At 48.9% G+C, this 17806-nt stretch carries 13 protein-coding genes and 1 pseudogene; 11 read left to right on the forward strand and 3 right to left on the reverse strand.

Translation table 11 applies throughout. The annotated features are described in order from the left end of the window. Positions 1-136 precede the first annotated feature (136 nt). The 11 genes and pseudogenes from DP_RS03345 to DP_RS03395 all read left to right on the forward strand — a co-directional run bounded on the left by DP_RS03345 (position 137) and on the right by DP_RS03395 (position 11996). Positions 137-505, forward strand: coding sequence for a hypothetical protein (locus DP_RS03345; RefSeq protein ID WP_011187915.1), 369 nt, complete (start codon positions 137-139; stop codon positions 503-505). A 21-nt stretch (positions 506-526) separates the two neighbouring features. After that, complete coding sequence (locus DP_RS03350) at positions 527-1423, forward strand: DMT family transporter (protein ID WP_011187916.1); 897 nt, start codon at positions 527-529, stop codon at positions 1421-1423. 195 nt (positions 1424-1618) lie between these two features. After that, a complete protein-coding gene (gene upp, locus DP_RS03355; protein ID WP_011187917.1) occupies positions 1619-2245 on the forward strand; it encodes a uracil phosphoribosyltransferase in 627 nt (208 codons plus the stop codon). Positions 2246-2389: 144 nt separating this feature from the next. Then, positions 2390-3708, forward strand: a pseudogene (locus tag DP_RS19095) (uracil-xanthine permease family protein). A gap of 130 nt (positions 3709-3838) precedes the next feature. Then, entirely contained in the window at positions 3839-5725 is a 1887-nt protein-coding gene (locus DP_RS03365; protein WP_041277581.1) for a transketolase C-terminal domain-containing protein, read from the forward strand. Positions 5726-5811: 86 nt separating this feature from the next. Continuing rightward, positions 5812-6501: a DUF2293 domain-containing protein gene (locus DP_RS03370; RefSeq protein WP_041277582.1), complete on the forward strand. Its 690-nt coding sequence runs from the start codon at positions 5812-5814 to the stop codon at positions 6499-6501. A gap of 413 nt (positions 6502-6914) precedes the next feature. Further along, a complete protein-coding gene (locus tag DP_RS03375) occupies positions 6915-7940 on the forward strand; it encodes a BMP family ABC transporter substrate-binding protein (protein WP_407637892.1) in 1026 nt (341 codons plus the stop codon). Between the two features lie 76 nt (positions 7941-8016). Further along, positions 8017-9075: an ABC transporter permease gene (locus DP_RS03380; RefSeq protein ID WP_041277583.1), complete on the forward strand. Its 1059-nt coding sequence runs from the start codon at positions 8017-8019 to the stop codon at positions 9073-9075. Continuing rightward, positions 9075-9995, forward strand: coding sequence for an ABC transporter permease (locus DP_RS03385; protein WP_011187924.1), 921 nt, complete (start codon positions 9075-9077; stop codon positions 9993-9995). Before DP_RS03380 ends, DP_RS03385 begins: the two co-directional genes overlap by 1 nt. A gap of 27 nt (positions 9996-10022) precedes the next feature. Then, the gene (gene gpt / locus DP_RS03390) at positions 10023-10505 is read left to right on the forward strand and encodes a xanthine phosphoribosyltransferase (protein ID WP_011187925.1); all 483 of its coding nucleotides are present in this window, start codon (positions 10023-10025) and stop codon (positions 10503-10505) included. A gap of 3 nt (positions 10506-10508) precedes the next feature. Beyond that, a complete protein-coding gene (locus DP_RS03395) occupies positions 10509-11996 on the forward strand; it encodes an ABC transporter ATP-binding protein (RefSeq protein WP_011187926.1) in 1488 nt (495 codons plus the stop codon). Between the two features lie 590 nt (positions 11997-12586). Here DP_RS03395 and fdhF read toward each other — a convergent pair. The 3 genes from fdhF to nuoE are packed head-to-tail and all read right to left on the reverse strand — an operon-like array spanning position 12587 to position 17591. Continuing rightward, positions 12587-15250, reverse strand: coding sequence for a formate dehydrogenase subunit alpha (gene fdhF / locus DP_RS17305; protein WP_011187927.1), 2664 nt, complete (start codon positions 15248-15250; stop codon positions 12587-12589). 3 nt (positions 15251-15253) lie between these two features. Beyond that, complete coding sequence (locus DP_RS03410; RefSeq protein ID WP_083818927.1) at positions 15254-17137, reverse strand: NADH-ubiquinone oxidoreductase-F iron-sulfur binding region domain-containing protein; 1884 nt, start codon at positions 17135-17137, stop codon at positions 15254-15256. Then, the gene (gene nuoE / locus DP_RS03415; RefSeq protein WP_011187929.1) at positions 17127-17591 is read right to left on the reverse strand and encodes an NADH-quinone oxidoreductase subunit NuoE; all 465 of its coding nucleotides are present in this window, start codon (positions 17589-17591) and stop codon (positions 17127-17129) included. The genes DP_RS03410 and nuoE overlap by 11 nt, the downstream gene beginning before the upstream one ends. Positions 17592-17806 lie beyond the last annotated feature (215 nt).

Consider the following 17806-nt stretch of genomic DNA (forward strand, 5'->3'; position numbering starts at 1 on the left):
CTTGCTTTTTTTCTGTCTCTCTTGTAGACGCTTGAGAGAAGGGAAGAAGATTAATCCCTTTTAATGAAAACTTATCGTAGGTAAAATTAAAAAGCAAGAAATTGACGGAGCTTATCCGTCTAGCGGAGATTATATTATGATGATAAATAGAGGCGCAGTTTTATTACGATATAAGCAACCTATGGTTGATTGGGTAAACAGCACTCACCCTGCAGATGAAGAGCAGGAGGTTTTAACCATGGCGGCTCTTAATGCCGACAGAACTATTTTCCTGGTTGACGATCGCGATGTTGAGGAGCTCGATCAGTGGCTTGCCCTGAATTTCGTTCAGCTTTTTGAGACTGAGCTTGAGGATTGGTCTGAGGATCAGAAATTGTGGCCAGCACCTCTTGATATGGAGACATTTTTGAACTGGTTTGAGGTGGAGTGTCATGGCCTTATTATTGATACTGTTGGTGCCCCAATTGTTGCCATGGACGAGTTCATGGATGATGTAGCCGAGTAATATCTGTAAGAAGAGAGAAAGATGAGCCGTTTGCAAGCTAATTTACTCCTGAGCCTTGCTGCTCTGATTTGGGGAAGTAGTTTTGTTGTTCAGCAGATAGGTACGGGGAATTTGGATGCCGCCTCTTTTACGGGAGCTCGCTTTTTGCTTGGCTCCCTGGTGGTTCTGCCCTTTGCCCTTAGGCAATTTTTGCATGTTCAAAGGGAGGTCAGGGCCTTTACGTTGAGGGACGGGTTGGGAATTGCCCTTACCGGGTCTGTCCTCTGTGTTGCTGCCGCCCTGCAGCAGTACGGTATTCTTCGTACCACGGTGACAAATTCAGGTTTTTTAACGGCCCTATACGTACCCATGGTGCCTATTTTGGCCCTATTGGTTTTTCGTAAAAAACCTCATTGGTCTGCCTGGCCAGCCTCCATATGTTGTTTTGTGGGTACCTATATTATGAGCGGAGCTCAGAATGTGGTGCTTGCCAGCGGCGATTTGTGGGTAATTTCCAGTACCATCTTTTGGGCCAGTCATGTGCTTCTTATTGGTATTATGGTGCAAAAAACTGAGGCACCTCTGGTTGTGGCCTGCGGGCAATTTTTTATCTGTGGAATTTTAGGCCTTTTTTTGGGACAATATTTAGAGTCTCCAGATCTGAATGTCTTTGCCGGAGCCTTAACGGGGATACTCTGTATGGGCTTTTTTTCTGTTGCCCTTGCCTTTACCTTTCAGGTTATTGGTCAACGCTATACTCCGGCCCCGGATGCGGCTATTATTTTAAGTTCGGAGACGGTCTTTGCCGCCCTCTGTGGCGCAATTTTTCTTGGTGAGCGGGTCTCGGATTTTCAGCTCGCCGGTGGTCTGTTGATTTTTGGGGGGATTATTGCTGTTGAGATTCTGCCAATGTTGAAAACAGCCAGGATTTTGTCGTAAAATTGGGGATAAAACTGCTTTACAGATGAAAAAAAGAAGGAAACTTCTTGCAATGTCATTTGAAAATAGGTAACAAAGCGCATACAAAAACGTAGATGTTTTGCCAAGTGCGCTAAATGTCGTTGTTTGGAGGTGTTTTTTGGCCATTGACAATACGTTGTAAATAATAGAACTATTTTCCTTTAGGAGGTTGTTATGTCCCTGCATATTGCAGATCATCCTCTGGTAAAGCATAAGCTTGGTCTTATGCGCCAAAATGATATTTCCACAAAAGATTTTCGTGCTCTAGCCTCTGAGATTGCCAGGCTTTTGACTTATGAAGCTGTGAAGGATCTTCCCACCGAAAAACATATTGTTGACGGTTGGGCCGGTCCCGTTGAAGTCGATAGACTGAAGGGTAAAAAGATTACCATTGTACCGATTCTTCGTGCCGGACTTGGTATGATGGACGGTGTTATTGATCTCATCCCTTCTGCAAAGGTTACTGTTGTAGGCTTCTATCGGGATGAAGAGACTCTTGAGCCCGTTGAGTACTATGTGAAAACAGCCAGTGAGATGAGTGAGCGCGTTGCCCTCATTATTGATCCTATGCTTGCAACTGGTGGAACCCTTATTGCAACCATTGACACCCTTAAGAAGGCTGGTAGCAAGAAGATCAAGGGACTTTTCCTGGTAGCTGCCCCTGAGGGTATCAAAAAGGTTCAAGATGCCCATCCAGATGTAGAGATCTATGTGGCTGCGGTTGATGAACGGCTTAATGAGGCAGGTTACATCCTGCCTGGCCTCGGTGATGCCGGGGATAAGATATTTGGTACCAGATAGTTTGTTTGGTCATTGCCGAAAGGCAATGACCATTTTTTTTGTGCATTTATTAGGTGGAGAAGGACATGTGCTGTTCTTCCTTTTTTTTAAGAGTCCTGGCATCTTGCTGCGACTCTGTTTTTATGTAAGGTAGGAGTGGTTCATATGGATGGAAAAAATTCTCTTGATTATAACTTTCGCTTTCGCGATTGTTTTCTGGGGGCGCAGATGCTCTTTGTCGCCTTTGGTGCCCTGGTACTTGTGCCGATTTTAACGGGACTTGATCCCAATGTATCACTTTTTACAGCGGGTATTGGTACCCTCGTCTTTCAGGTGATCACCAGGGGGAAAATTCCTGTATTTTTGGCATCTTCCTTCGCCTTTATTGCTCCTATTATATATGGGGTCCAAACCTGGGGGGTGGCGGGAACCATGTGTGGTCTTGCTGCTGCCGGTGTCTTTTATATTATTTTGAGCTTTTTCGTTCGTTATTTTGGTACAGGTATTGTGCATCGATTACTGCCTCCGGTGGTAACCGGTCCCGTTATCATGGTCATTGGTCTGGTGCTGGCCCCCGTGGCGGTCCATATGGCCACCGGCCGAACAGGTGATGGCTCTGCCTGGTTGGTGCCTTCGGATACCGCGGCTATCATTGCCGGTGTCTCTCTGGTGACCACTATTTTGGTAACTCTCCTGGGTCGAGGCTGGTTAAAGCTTGTGCCCATCATGTGCGGTATAACCGCAGGCTATATTACCTGTCTTGTCCTTGATTTCAGCGGTTATACGTGCCACGTCATCAGGCCGCCTTTGATCCAGGCGTTTTGGCCAACTACACATCTTCTCAGCTTCTATCTTTAAAGCCGATCACCGATAGTGCCTGGTTTGCCATACCTCACTTCACCTTTCCCGAGTGGAACTGGAGTGCCGTGCTCTTTATTGTCCCTATTGCCATTGCCCCTGCTATTGAGCATTTTGGCGATGTACTGGCCATTCGCTCTGTTACCGGAAAGGACTATTTGGAAGAGCCCGGAATCCAAAATACCCTGCTCGGTGATGGAGTTGCCACCTCCATAGCCTCTTTTCTCGGTGGTCCCCCAAACACCACCTATTCCGAGGTGACGGGAGCGGTTGCCTTGACCAAGGCCTTTAACCCTGCAATTATGACCTGGACTGCCCTGACAGCAATTCTCTTCTCCTTTGTGGGTAAGATCGGTGCCTTTCTTGCCACTATTCCAACTCCTGTCATGGGTGGAATTATGATTCTGCTTTTTGGTATGATTACCGTAATCGGTATTAATACCTTGGTGAAGGCAGGCTCTGACCTTAGTCGTCCCCGTAACCTTGTTATTGTCTCTGTTATTTTGGTATGTGGTATTGGTGGGATGAAGTTTACTGCCGGTGCGCTTGCCATTGAGAAGATTGGTCTTGCCGGTATACTTGGCGTGCTCCTCAATCTTATTTTGCCAGCAGAGCGTGAGGAATAGAGCTTTACTCGACATAAGAGCATAAATTGTATTGAAAAATAGGCACATTTAGGGTTCTTTTGGGGCTCTTGGTGACAGTTTTTTACTATTGTGTGGTGTCTGGAAAAGACATCACTTTTTTGGAGACATTATGGATTTCCCTATTGATTTAAAAGAATATACCCCGCTGAAGTTTGATCTTGGTCAGACAGAGATGACCGATGAACAGCGTCAGACATTGAAGAAAAACATTGATGTTGTGCGGGATGGTCTTGTCTTTTTCACAGCTCTTGCCAATGTAAAAAGCCTTGGTGGTCACACCGGTGGTGCCTTTGATATTGTTCCAGAGCTTCTCATTGTTGATGGCTTTATGAAGGGCAGTGACTCCATTGTTCCCGTATATTACGATGAGGCGGGTCACCGTGTTGCTATTCAATATATGATGTCCGTACTCAATGGATATAATGATGCTGAGGCTCTCTTTCACTACCGTGAGTTTGGTAAGGGTTTTTATGGTCATCCCGAGCGTGACGAGAGAGACGGTATCTTCTTCTCCTCTGGTCGTCTTGGTCATATGTGGTCCCATGTAAATGGAGTGGCTGAATTTGATCGTGATAAGACCCTTGTCATGTTTGGTAGTGATGGCTCTCAGATGGAAGGTGACGATGCCGAGGCAGCTCGCTATGCCGTTGCCCGCAATCTGAATGTTAAGCTCTTTATCGATGATAATAATGTGACCATTGCCGGCCATCCCTCAGAGTATATGAAGGGATATGATCTGAATAAGACCCTGAGTGGTCATGGTCTTACCGTCTCCGAGGGAGACGGCGAAGAGCTCGATGGGCTCTTTGCCCGTATTCAGCAGGCCTTTACTCAGAGCGGTCCCGTTGCCGTTATCAACAAGCGTCCCATGGCTGTTGGGGTTAAGGGAATTCATGGTCTGCCCAAGGGACATGATGTTATTCCGGTAGACATGGCCGTTGAATATCTCACTGCCCGTGGCCAAAACGAGGCAGTTTCTTACCTGCAAAACTTCAAGACCGAAAAAACTAAGCGAAGCTATCTGGGTTCAAGTCCGGAGACCGCCAAGAGCCGTGATGAGTTTGGTAAGATCGTCTGTGGTTTGCTTGACGAGATGAAGGAACCGGAGAAAAGGGTACTGGTGGTTGATTCTGATCTTGAGGGATCCTGTGGTCTGCATCATATTCGTAAGAATCATCCGGAGGTCTATGTCAGTGCCGGTATCATGGAGCGTAATAACTACTCCGTTGCGGCAGGCTTTGGCTCAGAGGCTGGCCGCCAAGGAATTTTTGGTACCTTCTCTGCCTTTCTTGAGATGTTGATCTCTGAGATTACCATGGCTCGTCTTAACAGAGCTAATGTTCTGGCTCACTTCTCCCACGCTGGAGTGGATGAGATGGCTGATAATACCTGTCACTTTGGTATTAATAACTTCTTTGCCGATAACGCCCTGGCCGAAGACGATAATACCCGTCTCTACTTCCCGGCGGATGCCCTGCAGATGAAGGCTATCCTGCAGAGAATCTTTCATGATATGGGTCTGCGTTTTGTTTTCTCCACCCGTTCAGCCACTCCATTTCTCCTGTCAGAGAGTGGTGAGAAGATCTACGGTGAAGGATACTCCTTTGAGCCTGGTGAAGATGAGATCATCCGTGAAGGTAAGGATGGCTATATCGTAACCTATGGTGAGATGACCTATCGTTGCCTTGATGCCATTGAGCAGTTGAAGGCCGAGGGCATTGAGGTTGGTTTGATTAATAAGCCAACCCTGAATGTTGTCGATGAAGAGATGATCGCTAAGGTGGGTGCAAGCCCACTGGTACTGGTGGTTGAGAGTCAGAACACCAAGACCGGTCTTGGTTCTCGTTATGGTAGTTGGTTGCTTGAGCGTGGATTTGCTCCGAAATACTCCCTGCTTGGCACCTCGCGTCCGGGCCAGGGTGGCATTAGTGAACAACTTGATTTTCAGGGCATTGATGTCGACGGCATCAAGGCTAAGATTAAGGCCATGCTTTAATCGGCTGAACGCAATATCTTAGATAGCAGTGTAATCAGCCTATATTCTTATGGAATATAGGCTGTTCTTTTTTGAGGTGGCTGAATATGGCAGATGAAAAAAATCTTGTTTTACGTCTTGGCGGAAATGGCAGGACCTTGCTTACCAGTGATGGAAAAATTGTTCATCCTCCTGCCGGTTGGAAATTACTTCCCCCCGGTGATGCCGGTCTTACCCGCAGGGTAAAGGCCATGGGCTCGCACTGGTTGGTTCAGGAAAAACGGGGTCGTCGTACCTATTCAAAGGGGATTTGGGCCAAGGGTTCTCATATAGTTCATGCCCGGGAGGAGATCGAGGCCAAAAGAGCCACCCCTGCCTACATAAAAAAGATGGCTACCGATGTAAAGAGGCGTGAAAAAAAGCAGGAGGAGTATGTGGACGACTTTCATCAGGCCATCCTTCTCTATTTGCAGTTTCATCGTCGTCACAGTATGATAGCAGAGAAAATAGCAGGTCAGGTGGCCCGGCATGCAACTCCTGTGGGTAGTGGAACCGTTGCCAGGACTCAACGTATTCCCCTGGAAAAACGAGCGGAGGCGGCCGTTATTGCCTGGATGCGACATAAAACCACTGCCTATGATCAGATGAGTATTGCCCAAGTGAAGGGCAGACGTCGTGAGGTGCGCCGGGAGTTGGCCCATCAGTCTGTTAATCTCTTGGCCAGATATCGTCAGGGAGATGATATTCCGCTGACCTGTCCTCTCTATCGGGCTGTAGCTATTACATCTCCGCTCTAATAGCTACGATCACGAAAATTTATGCCTTTTTACATTTGCGCTTATTTGAATATATGCTAAAAGAGTGTTTTACTTTTTTTTGCCTGATTTTGCGTTTACGATTTTCGCAGAGTCGGGCCTCTGTTATTTCAGCTGTAGCCCTCAGTAGCATTTTAAAAGATTAGCATGGACGTTATTGTGATCTTTTATTGTGCTCTTTGTTGATATTTATTGTCGTCGATCTGTGAAGATTGATCTGGATAAAGATTGTTGACCTTGTTTTAACGAAAGTGTTGAGAGGTGATGTTTTTGCGCAGGTTATTGGTCAGCCAAAGCTCGCGTTCAGGTGTCTCCGACTGTAGTTTTTAAATGAAAATCGTTTTGAGGAGAGGAAAATGCGCTTATTTAAGGTACTGTTGGCAATTGCTCTGACCATGCTTGTGGTAGGAACATCTCAGGCAGCTAAAAAAGAAACCAAGGTGGGTTTTGTCTATGTATCTCCAATCGGGGATGCGGGATACTCATATGCCCATGATCTTGGCAGACAGGCCGTTGCTAAAATGCCTGGTGTTTCAACATCCTATGTTGAATCTGTTCCAGAAGGTCCCGATTCAGAGCGTGTTATTTCGAATATGGCTCGTAAAGGCTATGATGTGATTTTTTCCACCAGCTTTGGCTATATGGATCCTACCCTGAAGGTTGCTAAAAGATTTCCTAAGACAGCTTTTCTGCACTGTTCCGGTTTTAAAAAATCTGCAAATATGGGTAACTATTTTGGCCGTATGTATCAGGCCCGTTACCTCTCAGGTATGGTTGCCGGTTATATGACCAAGAGCAATACCATCGGTTATGTAGCTGCCTTTCCTATTCCCGAGGTAATTCGTGGCATTAATGCCTTTGCCCTTGGTCTGCAGTCCGTTAATCCTCAGGCTGTGGTTCGTGTTGTCTGGACCAAGACCTGGTACGATCCTGCCACCGAGAAAGAGGCTGCAAAATCTCTTCTTGACGTAGGTGCCGATGTGATCGCTCAGCATCAGGATTCCCCGGGCCCACAGGAAGCTGCTCAGGAAAAAGGTGTATACTCAATCGGTTATAATTCCGATATGTCAGTTTTTGCTCCTAAATCTCATCTCACAGCCCCTGTCTGGAACTGGGCTCCTTATTACACCAGTGTCGTAAAAGAGGTTCAGGCCGGTACCTGGAAGGCGGATTCTGCATGGCTAGGACTTGAGACCGGGGTTATTGCCCTTGCTCCCTATGGGGATATGGTTCCACAAGATGTTCGGGACGCGGTTGAAGTACGTAAGCAAGAGATTGCCAGCGGCAAGTACAAGGTTTTCGCAGGTCCCATTGAGGATCAAAGTGGTAAAGTGCGAATTGCTTCAGGAAAAACTGCAAGCGACGAGTCTTTGCTCGGTATGATGTGGTTTGTGAATGGTGTTGTTGGTACCACCGAATAACGCAATTTTAGGATGTCTCCTTCAGCCTATGCGTTGAGGGAGACGTGCAAATATTCTCTTTTACACGGATACGTTGATGCTTCAGTTACGCGTCGCGAAAAGACAGGAATCTCTTGGCTGGGGTTCCTTTTTTGTTTTACTCGCAGCCCTTGCCCTCTCCCTTGTCCTGAGTGGTTTTCTTCTCTATCTGCGAGGAACACCACCCCTTGATGGGCTCATTGCCATGTTCACAGGTGGCTTCGGCTCCAAGTGGGCCCTTGAGGATAGTTTATTAAAGGCTATTCCCATTTTCCTCTGTTCACTGGGGGTGGCAGTTGCCTTTCGTCTTCAGGTGTGGAATATCGGGGCAGAGGGGCAATTTGCCCTGGGAGCCATCGGCTCCACCTGGGTTGCGCTTACCTTTCCAAATTTACCGGGCTTTCTTATGCTTGCTGCCATGATCCTTATGGCGGTTCTTGCCGGTGGCGTTTGGGGGGTTATTCCCGCAATCTTAAGACAAAAGTTCAAGGCAAATGAGATCATTGTCACCCTGATGATGAACTATATTGCAATCCTTATACTTCAATATCTGGTCTACGGTGCCTGGAAGGATCCAAGTAGTTTTGGTTTTCCCATGACCCGCGAATTTAGCGAGGCAGCCATTGTTGGTAAGATAGGTGAAAGCTCTGTCAATTGGGGATTGGCCCACTGCTTTGTCTTGGGCGTGGTCGTCTGGGCATTTTTTAAATTTACTAAAACAGGTTTTGAGCTGAAGGCAGCCGGTTCCAGCGTTCCGGCGGTAAAGTATGCCGGTATTCGTTATGACTTTCTGGTGATTTTGGTGATGGGAATCAGTGGTGCCCTTGCCGGTTGGGCCGGTTTTTTGGAGGCCTCTGCTACCACAAATCGTCTGCAACCTGCAATCATGGTGGGCTATGGCTATACGGCCATTGTTGTTGCCTGGCTTGCCCGTCTTCATCCTCTAAGCATTGCCATTGCCTCCTTTCTTCTTGCAGGGCTTCGAGTGGGGGTTGAGAATTTGCAACTCGACTTTCAGGTACCAGCGGCCTTTGGTGGTATTATAGAGGGACTCATCTTGCTTACGGTACTTGCCGGTGGCTTTTTCACATATTATAAAATTGTGCGGAGAAAATAGTGGGCATTGAAATTATTATTCCTCTCCTCGCGGCAACGGTTCAGGCGGGAACGCCTGTGCTTTTAGCCACTTTGGGTGAGATTTTCACTGAAAAATCAGGCGTTCTCAACCTTGGCGTTGAGGGGGTTATGCTTGTTGGTGCCCTGGCAGGATTTGTGGTATCACGCTATACCGGTGATCCTACTCTGGGCTTTTTGGCAGCAGGCTGTGCGGGGCTTCTGCTTACCTCTCTCCATGGTATTGTTTGCCTGTGGTTTCAGGGTAATCAGGTGGTTTCCGGGCTTGCCCTCACCATCCTGGGAACGGGTCTTGCCAACTATCTCGGCACCTCTTTTGTCGGCCTGTCGGCGCCTGGCTTCAGCCCTGTAAATGTACCTTTTCTCTCAGCAATTCCTGCTATCGGGCCAATATTTTTTCAGCACGACCCGTTGGTATATGTCTCCTATCTCATTCCCTTTGTTCTCTGCTTTTTGTTTAACTCAACTCGTTTTGGCCTTTCTCTGCGTTCCGTGGGAGAATATCCGGCAGCGGCTACGGCTGCAGGCATTAATGTTAATGCCTATCGTTGGGTTGGTATCTGGGGTGGTGGCTTTTTAATGGGCCTGGGTGGTGCCTATCTGTCGCTTGCCTATACTCATATGTGGACAACAAATCTTACCGGTGGTAGAGGTTGGATTGCCGTTGCCCTTGTTATTTTTGCTTTTTGGCGACCAGGTCGTGCCGTCTTTGGTGCCTATCTGTTTGGCGGTATTATGTCTCTGCAACTTCGTTTGCAGGCCTCAGGCATAGCAGTCCCCTCGTCGTTGTTATTAATGTTGCCGTATTTTCTCACCATTTTTGTGCTTGTCCTCTCATCCTGGCGTAAGAGTTCCAGTGATGAACCGGCGGCTCTTGGGGTGAACGTGGAACCTATTGATTAGTCTTGGCTGATTATTTAAGGAGAACTTATGTCAGATCAGTATAAAAGAACCTATCCTATTTCTTGGGATCAGTTGCATAGAGATTCTAAGGCGCTTGCCTGGCGTCTGCTTGATAAGGATTTTTTTAAGGGAATCATTGCCATTACCCGTGGAGGTATGGTGCCGGCGGCAATTATTGCCCGAGAGTTGGATATTCACCTTATCGATACCATCTGTATCTCCTCCTATGATTGGAAGGAGAAAAAGGGTGAGGCAGATATATTGAAGGGTTTTGATGGTGATGGAGAGGGTTGGCTTCTTATTGATGATCTGGTGGATACGGGCAGAACTGCTGAGGTGGTCAAAAATTTGATTCCCAAGGCGCATTTTGCCACGGTTTATGCCAAGCCATCCGGCCGTCCTCTGGTTGACACCTTTGTTACCGAGGTAAGTCAGGATACCTGGATACTCTTTCCATGGGATACAGAATCTCAGTTTGCAGCACCGCTTATCGGTAGGGAGCAACGCTAGAGCATGACCTCGTCAGCAATACGACTCGAAAACATATCAAAGTCCTTTGGTGATGTCCATGCCAACAGAGATGTTTCGTTGGATATACGCAAGGGGCGCGTCCTCGCTCTCCTCGGTGAAAATGGAGCAGGTAAGTCCACCCTGATGTCTATCCTGGCCGGACAGCTTCAACCCGATTCCGGCACCCTCTATGTCGAGGGGGAAGCCGTTGTCTTTTCCACCACGGAGAAGGCTATTGGGGCAGGGGTGGGCATGGTTTATCAGCATTTTAAGCTGGTCGAGGCCATGACCGTTGCGGAAAATATCATCCTGGGTCGTAAGGGGAGTTTTCTCCTCAACAAGGCTGCCATGTATCGGGACGTTCAGGACCTTGCCAACCAGTATGGGATGGATGTTGATCCCCGGGCCAAGGTACATACCCTCGCCATGGGCGAAAAACAGCAGGTTGAAATCCTTAAACTGCTCTTCCGACAATCAAATATCCTTATCTTTGATGAACCGACGGCAGTTCTCACCCCCACCGAGGCCGAAGGCCTTTTTGTGGCCATTAAGCGGATGACGGAGTTGGGCAAGGGTATTGTCTTTATCAGCCATAAGCTGGAAGAGGTGATGCGTATTGCCGACGATGTAGCCATTCTTCGTCGTGGTGAGGTGGTTGATACCCTGTTGGTGGAGGATGTTTCATCCACCGCTGATCTTGCCGAGCGTATGGTGGGCAAGGCGGTATTGTTGGAGGTTAATCGCCAACCACTTGAGCCTCGGCAAACGGTGTTACGTGTTGATAACCTGCAAGACGAGGTGCTGAAAGGCGTTAGTATTGATCTGCGCAAGGGAGAAATTCTTGGTATTGTTGGTGTTGCTGGCAATGGTCAGAAACAGCTGATTGAAACCATTTGCGGGCTGAAGAAGCCACGGCTAGCGGATTCGGTCAGTCTCTTTGGCTTGCACTGGAAGGAGTTTTTCAGCAATCGAAGTTGGGATCATGCCCTCAGCTATATTCCGGAAGATCGTCAGGGGCTTGCCACCTGCCGGGATCTTGATCTTGTTGATAACTTTTTGCTGACCACCAGAGAGGGGTTCACCAATGGCCCATTTTTAGACAGGGCTGCCGCTGCTGAAAAGCTTGAACATTTGGTGGAACTCTTTGATATTCGCCCGCCCAATATTCATGCCCTTGCCTGGCATCTCTCCGGTGGTAATTTGCAGAAGATGGTCTTGGCTCGGGAGTTTTACCGGAAGCCTCGTCTGATTGTGGCTGAGCAACCCACCCAGGGACTCGATATTTCCGCAGCGGAAGAGGTCTGGAATCTCCTCCTCAAAACCCGTGAACAGGCAGGAGTGCTTTTGGTGACAGGAGATCTCTCCGAGGCCCTGGCCCTCTCCGATCGTATTGCCGTGATGTGTGGTGGCGAGGTGATTGGCACCTTCTCAGTGGATGACACCGAGCAGGTGGATAGGATTCCACAGATGATGGCTGGCATTAAGCAGTAGCAATTCCCATATGAGACGCGATAAATCGCGTCTCTACCTCACCTCCCCCTCCACTTTGCAAAATCCAAAGAACCCCTTTTCGGGACTCCCATGGAAGATGCGAGTCAGCCCCCCTATCCTCTAGGGCTTAAAGCTTGTGCACAGATCTTAGTGTCCGGTGTCTTGGCCACGGGATCAAGCTTGCCGAGGTCAGTTGCTTGCCTCTACCTATCTACAAAGCTACATTTGTCGACGAGCCAATAAACGCATGTGCAAACGCCAAACTGGAGAAGGCGCTATGTACATGTGTATAAACGGCAAGCGGGAAAAGAGGTCGTGTACAGATGTACAAACCCCGAAAACTTGAGTTGGCGGACAATATACAGATGTATAAAGCTAGAAAACTTGAGGAGACGGCCAATATACATCTGTACATTGATCAAAAACCTGAGGAGATGGCCAATATACATCTGTACACAGGTCAAAAACTTGAGGAGATGGCCAATATACAGACCTACAAAGGCTCAAAGCTTGGGGAAATGGTTTATTTACGAGATATAAGCTCTCAAATAGAGAAAGGCGACATGATCTTCATGTCGCCTTTTTTTCTTCTAAAGCTTGTTTATCTGCACTGCACAGATCTTAGTCCCCGGTGTCTTGGCCACGGGATCAAGGGCACCCGAGGTCAGCATATTGGTCGGAGTTTCGGAAAAGTGAAAGGACATGGATACGCTACCGGGACGACATGAGTCATTAATTTCGACAGCCACCTTAACAGCCCCCCTGCGGGAACGAACCTCCACAATCTCGCCATCCGTCAGTGAAAATTTTTCTGCATCCTCTGGGTGAATAATAAGATTTTCTCCGCGATCAAGGACATTGAGGCCAAATACCCTTCTGGTCATGGTTCCATGAAAGTGAAAGAGGCTGCGGTCCGTGTTGAGGAGAAGTGGATATTTCTTATCCACCTGTTCCGTGGTTTTTCTCGTCTTCAGGGGCATAAAACGTGCCCTGCCGTTGGCTGTGGCAAAACGCTCGGCATGGAGGAACTTGGTGCCCGGATGATCGGTGCTGGGACATGGCCACTGCAGGGTGCCATGCTGGAGTCGGTCATAGTTAATTCCCGCATAGTTGGGAATAGTGGCGGAAATCTCTTCCATGATCTGTTCCGGTCCCTCATGGTCAAAGCCCTTTGCTCCCATCCTTGTCGCAATCTCTTTAATGATCCACCAATCGGGCCGTGAATCACCCACCGGTTCAATTGCCTGGCGTACCCGTTGCACCCGTCGTTCGGTGTTGGTGAAGGTACCGTCCTTTTCTGCAAAGCTGCTGGCGGGTAAGATGACGTCTGCCAGTTCAGCTGTCTCAGAAAAGAAGATGTCTTGAACTACCAGGAATTTTGCCCTGTTCATGGCCTCGATGGCATGGCTGGCATTGGCCTCACTGAGTACGGGGTTTTCACCGATGAGATAAACGGATTTGATGGAGCCATCGTAGAGGCCGTCAAAGATCTCTGTATGGGTCTTGCCCGGCACTGCGGAAAGCGATGTCTGCCACTTCTCTTCAAAGGCTGCCGTGTTGTTGACAACTTTTTGATAGCCTGGATAGACGTCGGGGAGGGCTCCCATATCACAGGATCCCTGCACATTGTTTTGCCCGCGCAGGGGATTAACGCCCGTTGACTCCTTGCCTACGTTTCCGGTAAGTAGGGCGAGATTACTGGTGGCAAGAACATTGTCGGTGCCGTGTACATGTTGGGTGATGCCCATGCAGTAGAGAATTGTGGCAGGTGACTCTGTTGCGTAGCAGAGGGCTGCCTCTCGGATTGTTTCGGCTGGGATTCCTGTGAGTTCTGCCACATCCTCCAGTTCGAATTGTTGCAGGGAGGCGAGGAAGGCAGGGTAGTTTTCACAGCGTTCTTCGATGAACTCCTTATCAATCAGGTCTTCCTCTACGATAATGCGCATCATTGTCATCAGCAGTGGAATGTCGGAACCCGGGGTATTCTGCAGGAAGATATGGGCATGTTTACAGAGATCAATTCTTTTCGGATTGATAACAATCAGCTTTGCGCCTCGGCGAACAGCATCCTTTATCTGCAGGGCGATAATTGGATGGGCGGCGGTGGTATTGGTACCAATCGCCAGGATTACCTGAGCATCGCCAATTTCGGCAATGGAGTTTGTCATTGCGCCGCTTCCAAAAGCAGTGGCCAGACCGGCCACGGTGGGAGCGTGTCACAAACGGGCGCAGTGATCTATATTGTTGGTTTTCATCACCGTGCGGGTAAATTTTTGCAGGAGGTAGTTTTCCTCGTTGGTGCATTTGGCAGAGGAGACTGCGGCAAAGCTATCACCCTTGTTCTTGGCAAAATTGTCGGCAATGAGATCAAGGGCCTCATCCCAGCTTACCGGCACAAAACCTTCGGGCCTGCGCACCATGGGGGTGGTGAGTCGTTCCTTTGAGTTGACATAGTTAAAACCAAAGCGGCCCTTAACGCAGAGGCGGCCCCTATTGGCTGGATTACCATGTTCGCCCCGGGCGCTTACTATCTTGTTATCGCGTACCCCCAGATCAAGTCCACATCCACAGCCACAGTAGGCGCAGACGGTTTTAACCCAGTGGCTCGGCTTAACATAATCTTTTTCAGTAAGGGCTCCCACCGGACAGCGGGCAACACATTCTCCGCAGGATTCGCAGTTAGAGAGGATCCTGGCCTTGTCGCCAAAACCGGCTACCTTGGTTGTCAGACCACGGTAGGCAAAGTCGATGGCGTTGATGTTTTGCAATTCGTCACAGGTACGTATGCAGATACCGCAGAGCACGCATCTATTGGGATCGAAGTCAAAAAACGGGTTGGAGTCATCTATGGGCAGAAGTACCTCCGGCTTTTTCAGGCGAGCCAGATGTTTTTTGTTCACCCCGATATAGTCTGCTGCCTGCTGGAGTTTGCAGGTGGTGTTGCGGGCACAGGCCAGACAGTCCATGTCATGGTCGGCAATGAGCAGTTCAATGGCAATTTTTCGGGTTTTGGCAATTGTCTCTGTCTCTGTCTCAATGACCATGCCTTCTTCCACGGGGGTCTTGCAGGAGAGGGCATCCCAACGACCGTTTACCCGCACGGTGCAGAGGCGACAGGCTCCCACTGGTTCGAGATCGTTATGGTAGCAGAGATGGGGGATATAGATTCCCTTCTGCAGGGCAGCCTGGAGGACATAGCTCCCCTCGGGGGCAGTTACGGAACGGCCGTTAATCGTTAGTGTTACTTTCTTCATATATTATTCTCCCAACCCATTACCGGGGATGCAGCTAACTGCGGCCCATTTTTTCGGACATTTTTCCAGACAAACTCCGCAACGGATACAGAGTGCTTGGTCGATTTGATGTACCTGTCTCTTTTCGCCACTGATGGCCGAGACAGGGCAGGCCCTGGCGCAGGCAGTACAGCCTGTGCATTTTTCAGGGTCGATGTGAAAAGAGATAAGGTCTTTGCATGCACATGCGGGACAGGCCTTGTCGCGGATATGAGCCTCGTACTCGTCTCTAAAATATTTAATGGTGGTGAGAACGGGGTTTGCTGCACTCTTGCCCAGTCCGCAGAGAGAACCAGCGTTAACTGCCTCGCCCACCTCAAGAAGTAGCTCTATGTCTCCCTCTTTGCCGCGACCGGCGACAATATCTTCAAGGATGTTGAGCATCTGTTTGGTGCCAAGCTTGCAGAGGGTGCACTGGCCGCAGGACTCTTTTTGGGTGAAATCGAGAAAATATCGGGCAATGTCCACCATACAGGTTGACTCATCCATGACCACCAGTCCACCGGAGCCCATCATGGCCCCGGCAGAAACCAGAGAGTCATAATCCACAGGGGTATCAAGGGTGTGGGCGGGAAGGCAGCCACCGGAGGGGCCACCGGATTGAATGGCCTTGAAGGGACTTTCACCGACCATCCCACCACCCAGCTCAAAGACGATTTCACGCAGGGTGGTGCCCATGGGGACTTCGATGAGTCCGCAGTGCTTGACCATTCCGGTCAGGGCAAAGACAGCGGTACCCTTGCTCTTCTCGGTACCGATGGCGGCAAAGCTTTCACCGCCGCTGTTGATAATCTTGGGGACATAGGCAAAGGTCTTTACGTTATTGAGCAGGGTTGGCTTGTCAAAGAGACCCTCGTCGGTGGTACGGGGGCGGGGAGAGGCCTTGGGCATGCCGCGGTAGCCCTGGATGGATTGGGTGAGTGCCGTCGATTCCCCGCAGACAAAGGCCCCTGCTCCCTGGAATAGTTCGATGTCAAAGGAGAAGTCTGTGCCGAGGATGTTGGCTCCGAGGAGGTTTTTCTCCTTGGCCTGATCGATGGCATTTTGCAATCGGGCAATGGCAAGGGGGTATTCTGCCCGGACATAGATATAGCCTTTTTCAGAACCAATGGTGAGGCCGGCAATGGCCATGCCCTCAAGAACTGCATGGGGATCACCCTCGAGCACGGATCGATCCATGAAGGCTCCGGGGTCACCTTCATCTGCGTTACAGACCACATATTTAGGGTGACCTGTAGCTTTCCTGCCCGCCTCCCACTTGCGGGCAGCAGGGAAGCCGCCACCGCCGCGACCGCGTAGGGCAGATTTTTTTATCTCGGTAAGTACCATGTCAGGGCCCTCTTGCAGGGACTTTTCCAGGGCCAGGTAGCCATCATGGACGAGGTAGTGCTCTATATTGGTGGGGTCGGTAAAGCCGAAGCTGGCAAAGAGAATTCTTTTTTGCCGGGCAAATTCTGGCTTTTCATCAAGGTATGGCAATTCCTTTTCCCGTTCAATGCCATCTTCTGGGACGGCAGCAAAGAGATAGTCACGGGGAATCTCTCCTGTTTGCAGGTAGCCAGTCACCAGTTCTTCCGCCCTCTCTCCGTCGACATTTTGAAAGAAGAGCTTGGTCTTGCCGGGTCTGGCAATACAGATCAGGGGCTCTGTGTAACAGGGGCCAAAGCAACCCACCTCGACAATTTCAGCCTTAACATTTTGTTTTGCCAGCTCTGTCTCAAAGGCTTTTTTGGTTTTTAGGGCGCCGGCGGAACGTCCACAGGTTGCAGCTCCAATATAGATAACGGTGCCCTTTATAAGTGACTGCCAGTTCGCCTCTGCCTGCTGTCGTATCTCTTTAATCGTCATTGGCCTCTTCCTTCTGGTCAAAATATGCATTCATTTTTTTTGGAGTTAAGTTGGCCTCAACCTCTTCATTGATCATGACACAGGGAGCAAGGGCACAACAGCCGATGCATGCTGCTGTTTCCAGGGTGTACTCACCATCTTCCGTGGTTTCACCTTCTTTTATACCAAGGCGTTTTTCAACGCTTGCTATGATCTTTTGAGCCCCTCGTACATGGCAGGCAGTTCCGCGGCAAACGGTGACCTTAGTTTTGCCGACGGGAGTAAAGCGAAATTGTTCATAAAATGTGGCGACGCCGTAGACGCGACTTTCGGGAATGCGTAAGAAATCGGCGACTTCTCTCATGGCATCTTCCGGCAGGTAGCCAAATTTGTGTTGGACATTCTGCAGAATGGGAATGAGTTCCATGTCTATGCCTGTGTATGAGTCAAGGATAGTTTTCACGATGTTTTGCATGATTTTGCTCGCAGAATTGATGTTTTGGGAAAAATAAGTATTGATGATATGGTAGTTGTTACTGCTAATTTATAAAATTTACGTCAATAGTCCAAGGTAAATAAACGGGACAGCCTAGAGAACATTGCTTCTAAAGGCTATTTATTTTACACCTAAATTTTTTTTAAGGTGAGAAAGATATTTGCAAAAAGAGGAAAACACATATATGATATTTT

Source organism: Desulfotalea psychrophila LSv54, from assembly GCF_000025945.1.
Classification (GTDB): Bacteria; Desulfobacterota; Desulfobulbia; order Desulfobulbales; family Desulfocapsaceae; genus Desulfotalea; species Desulfotalea psychrophila.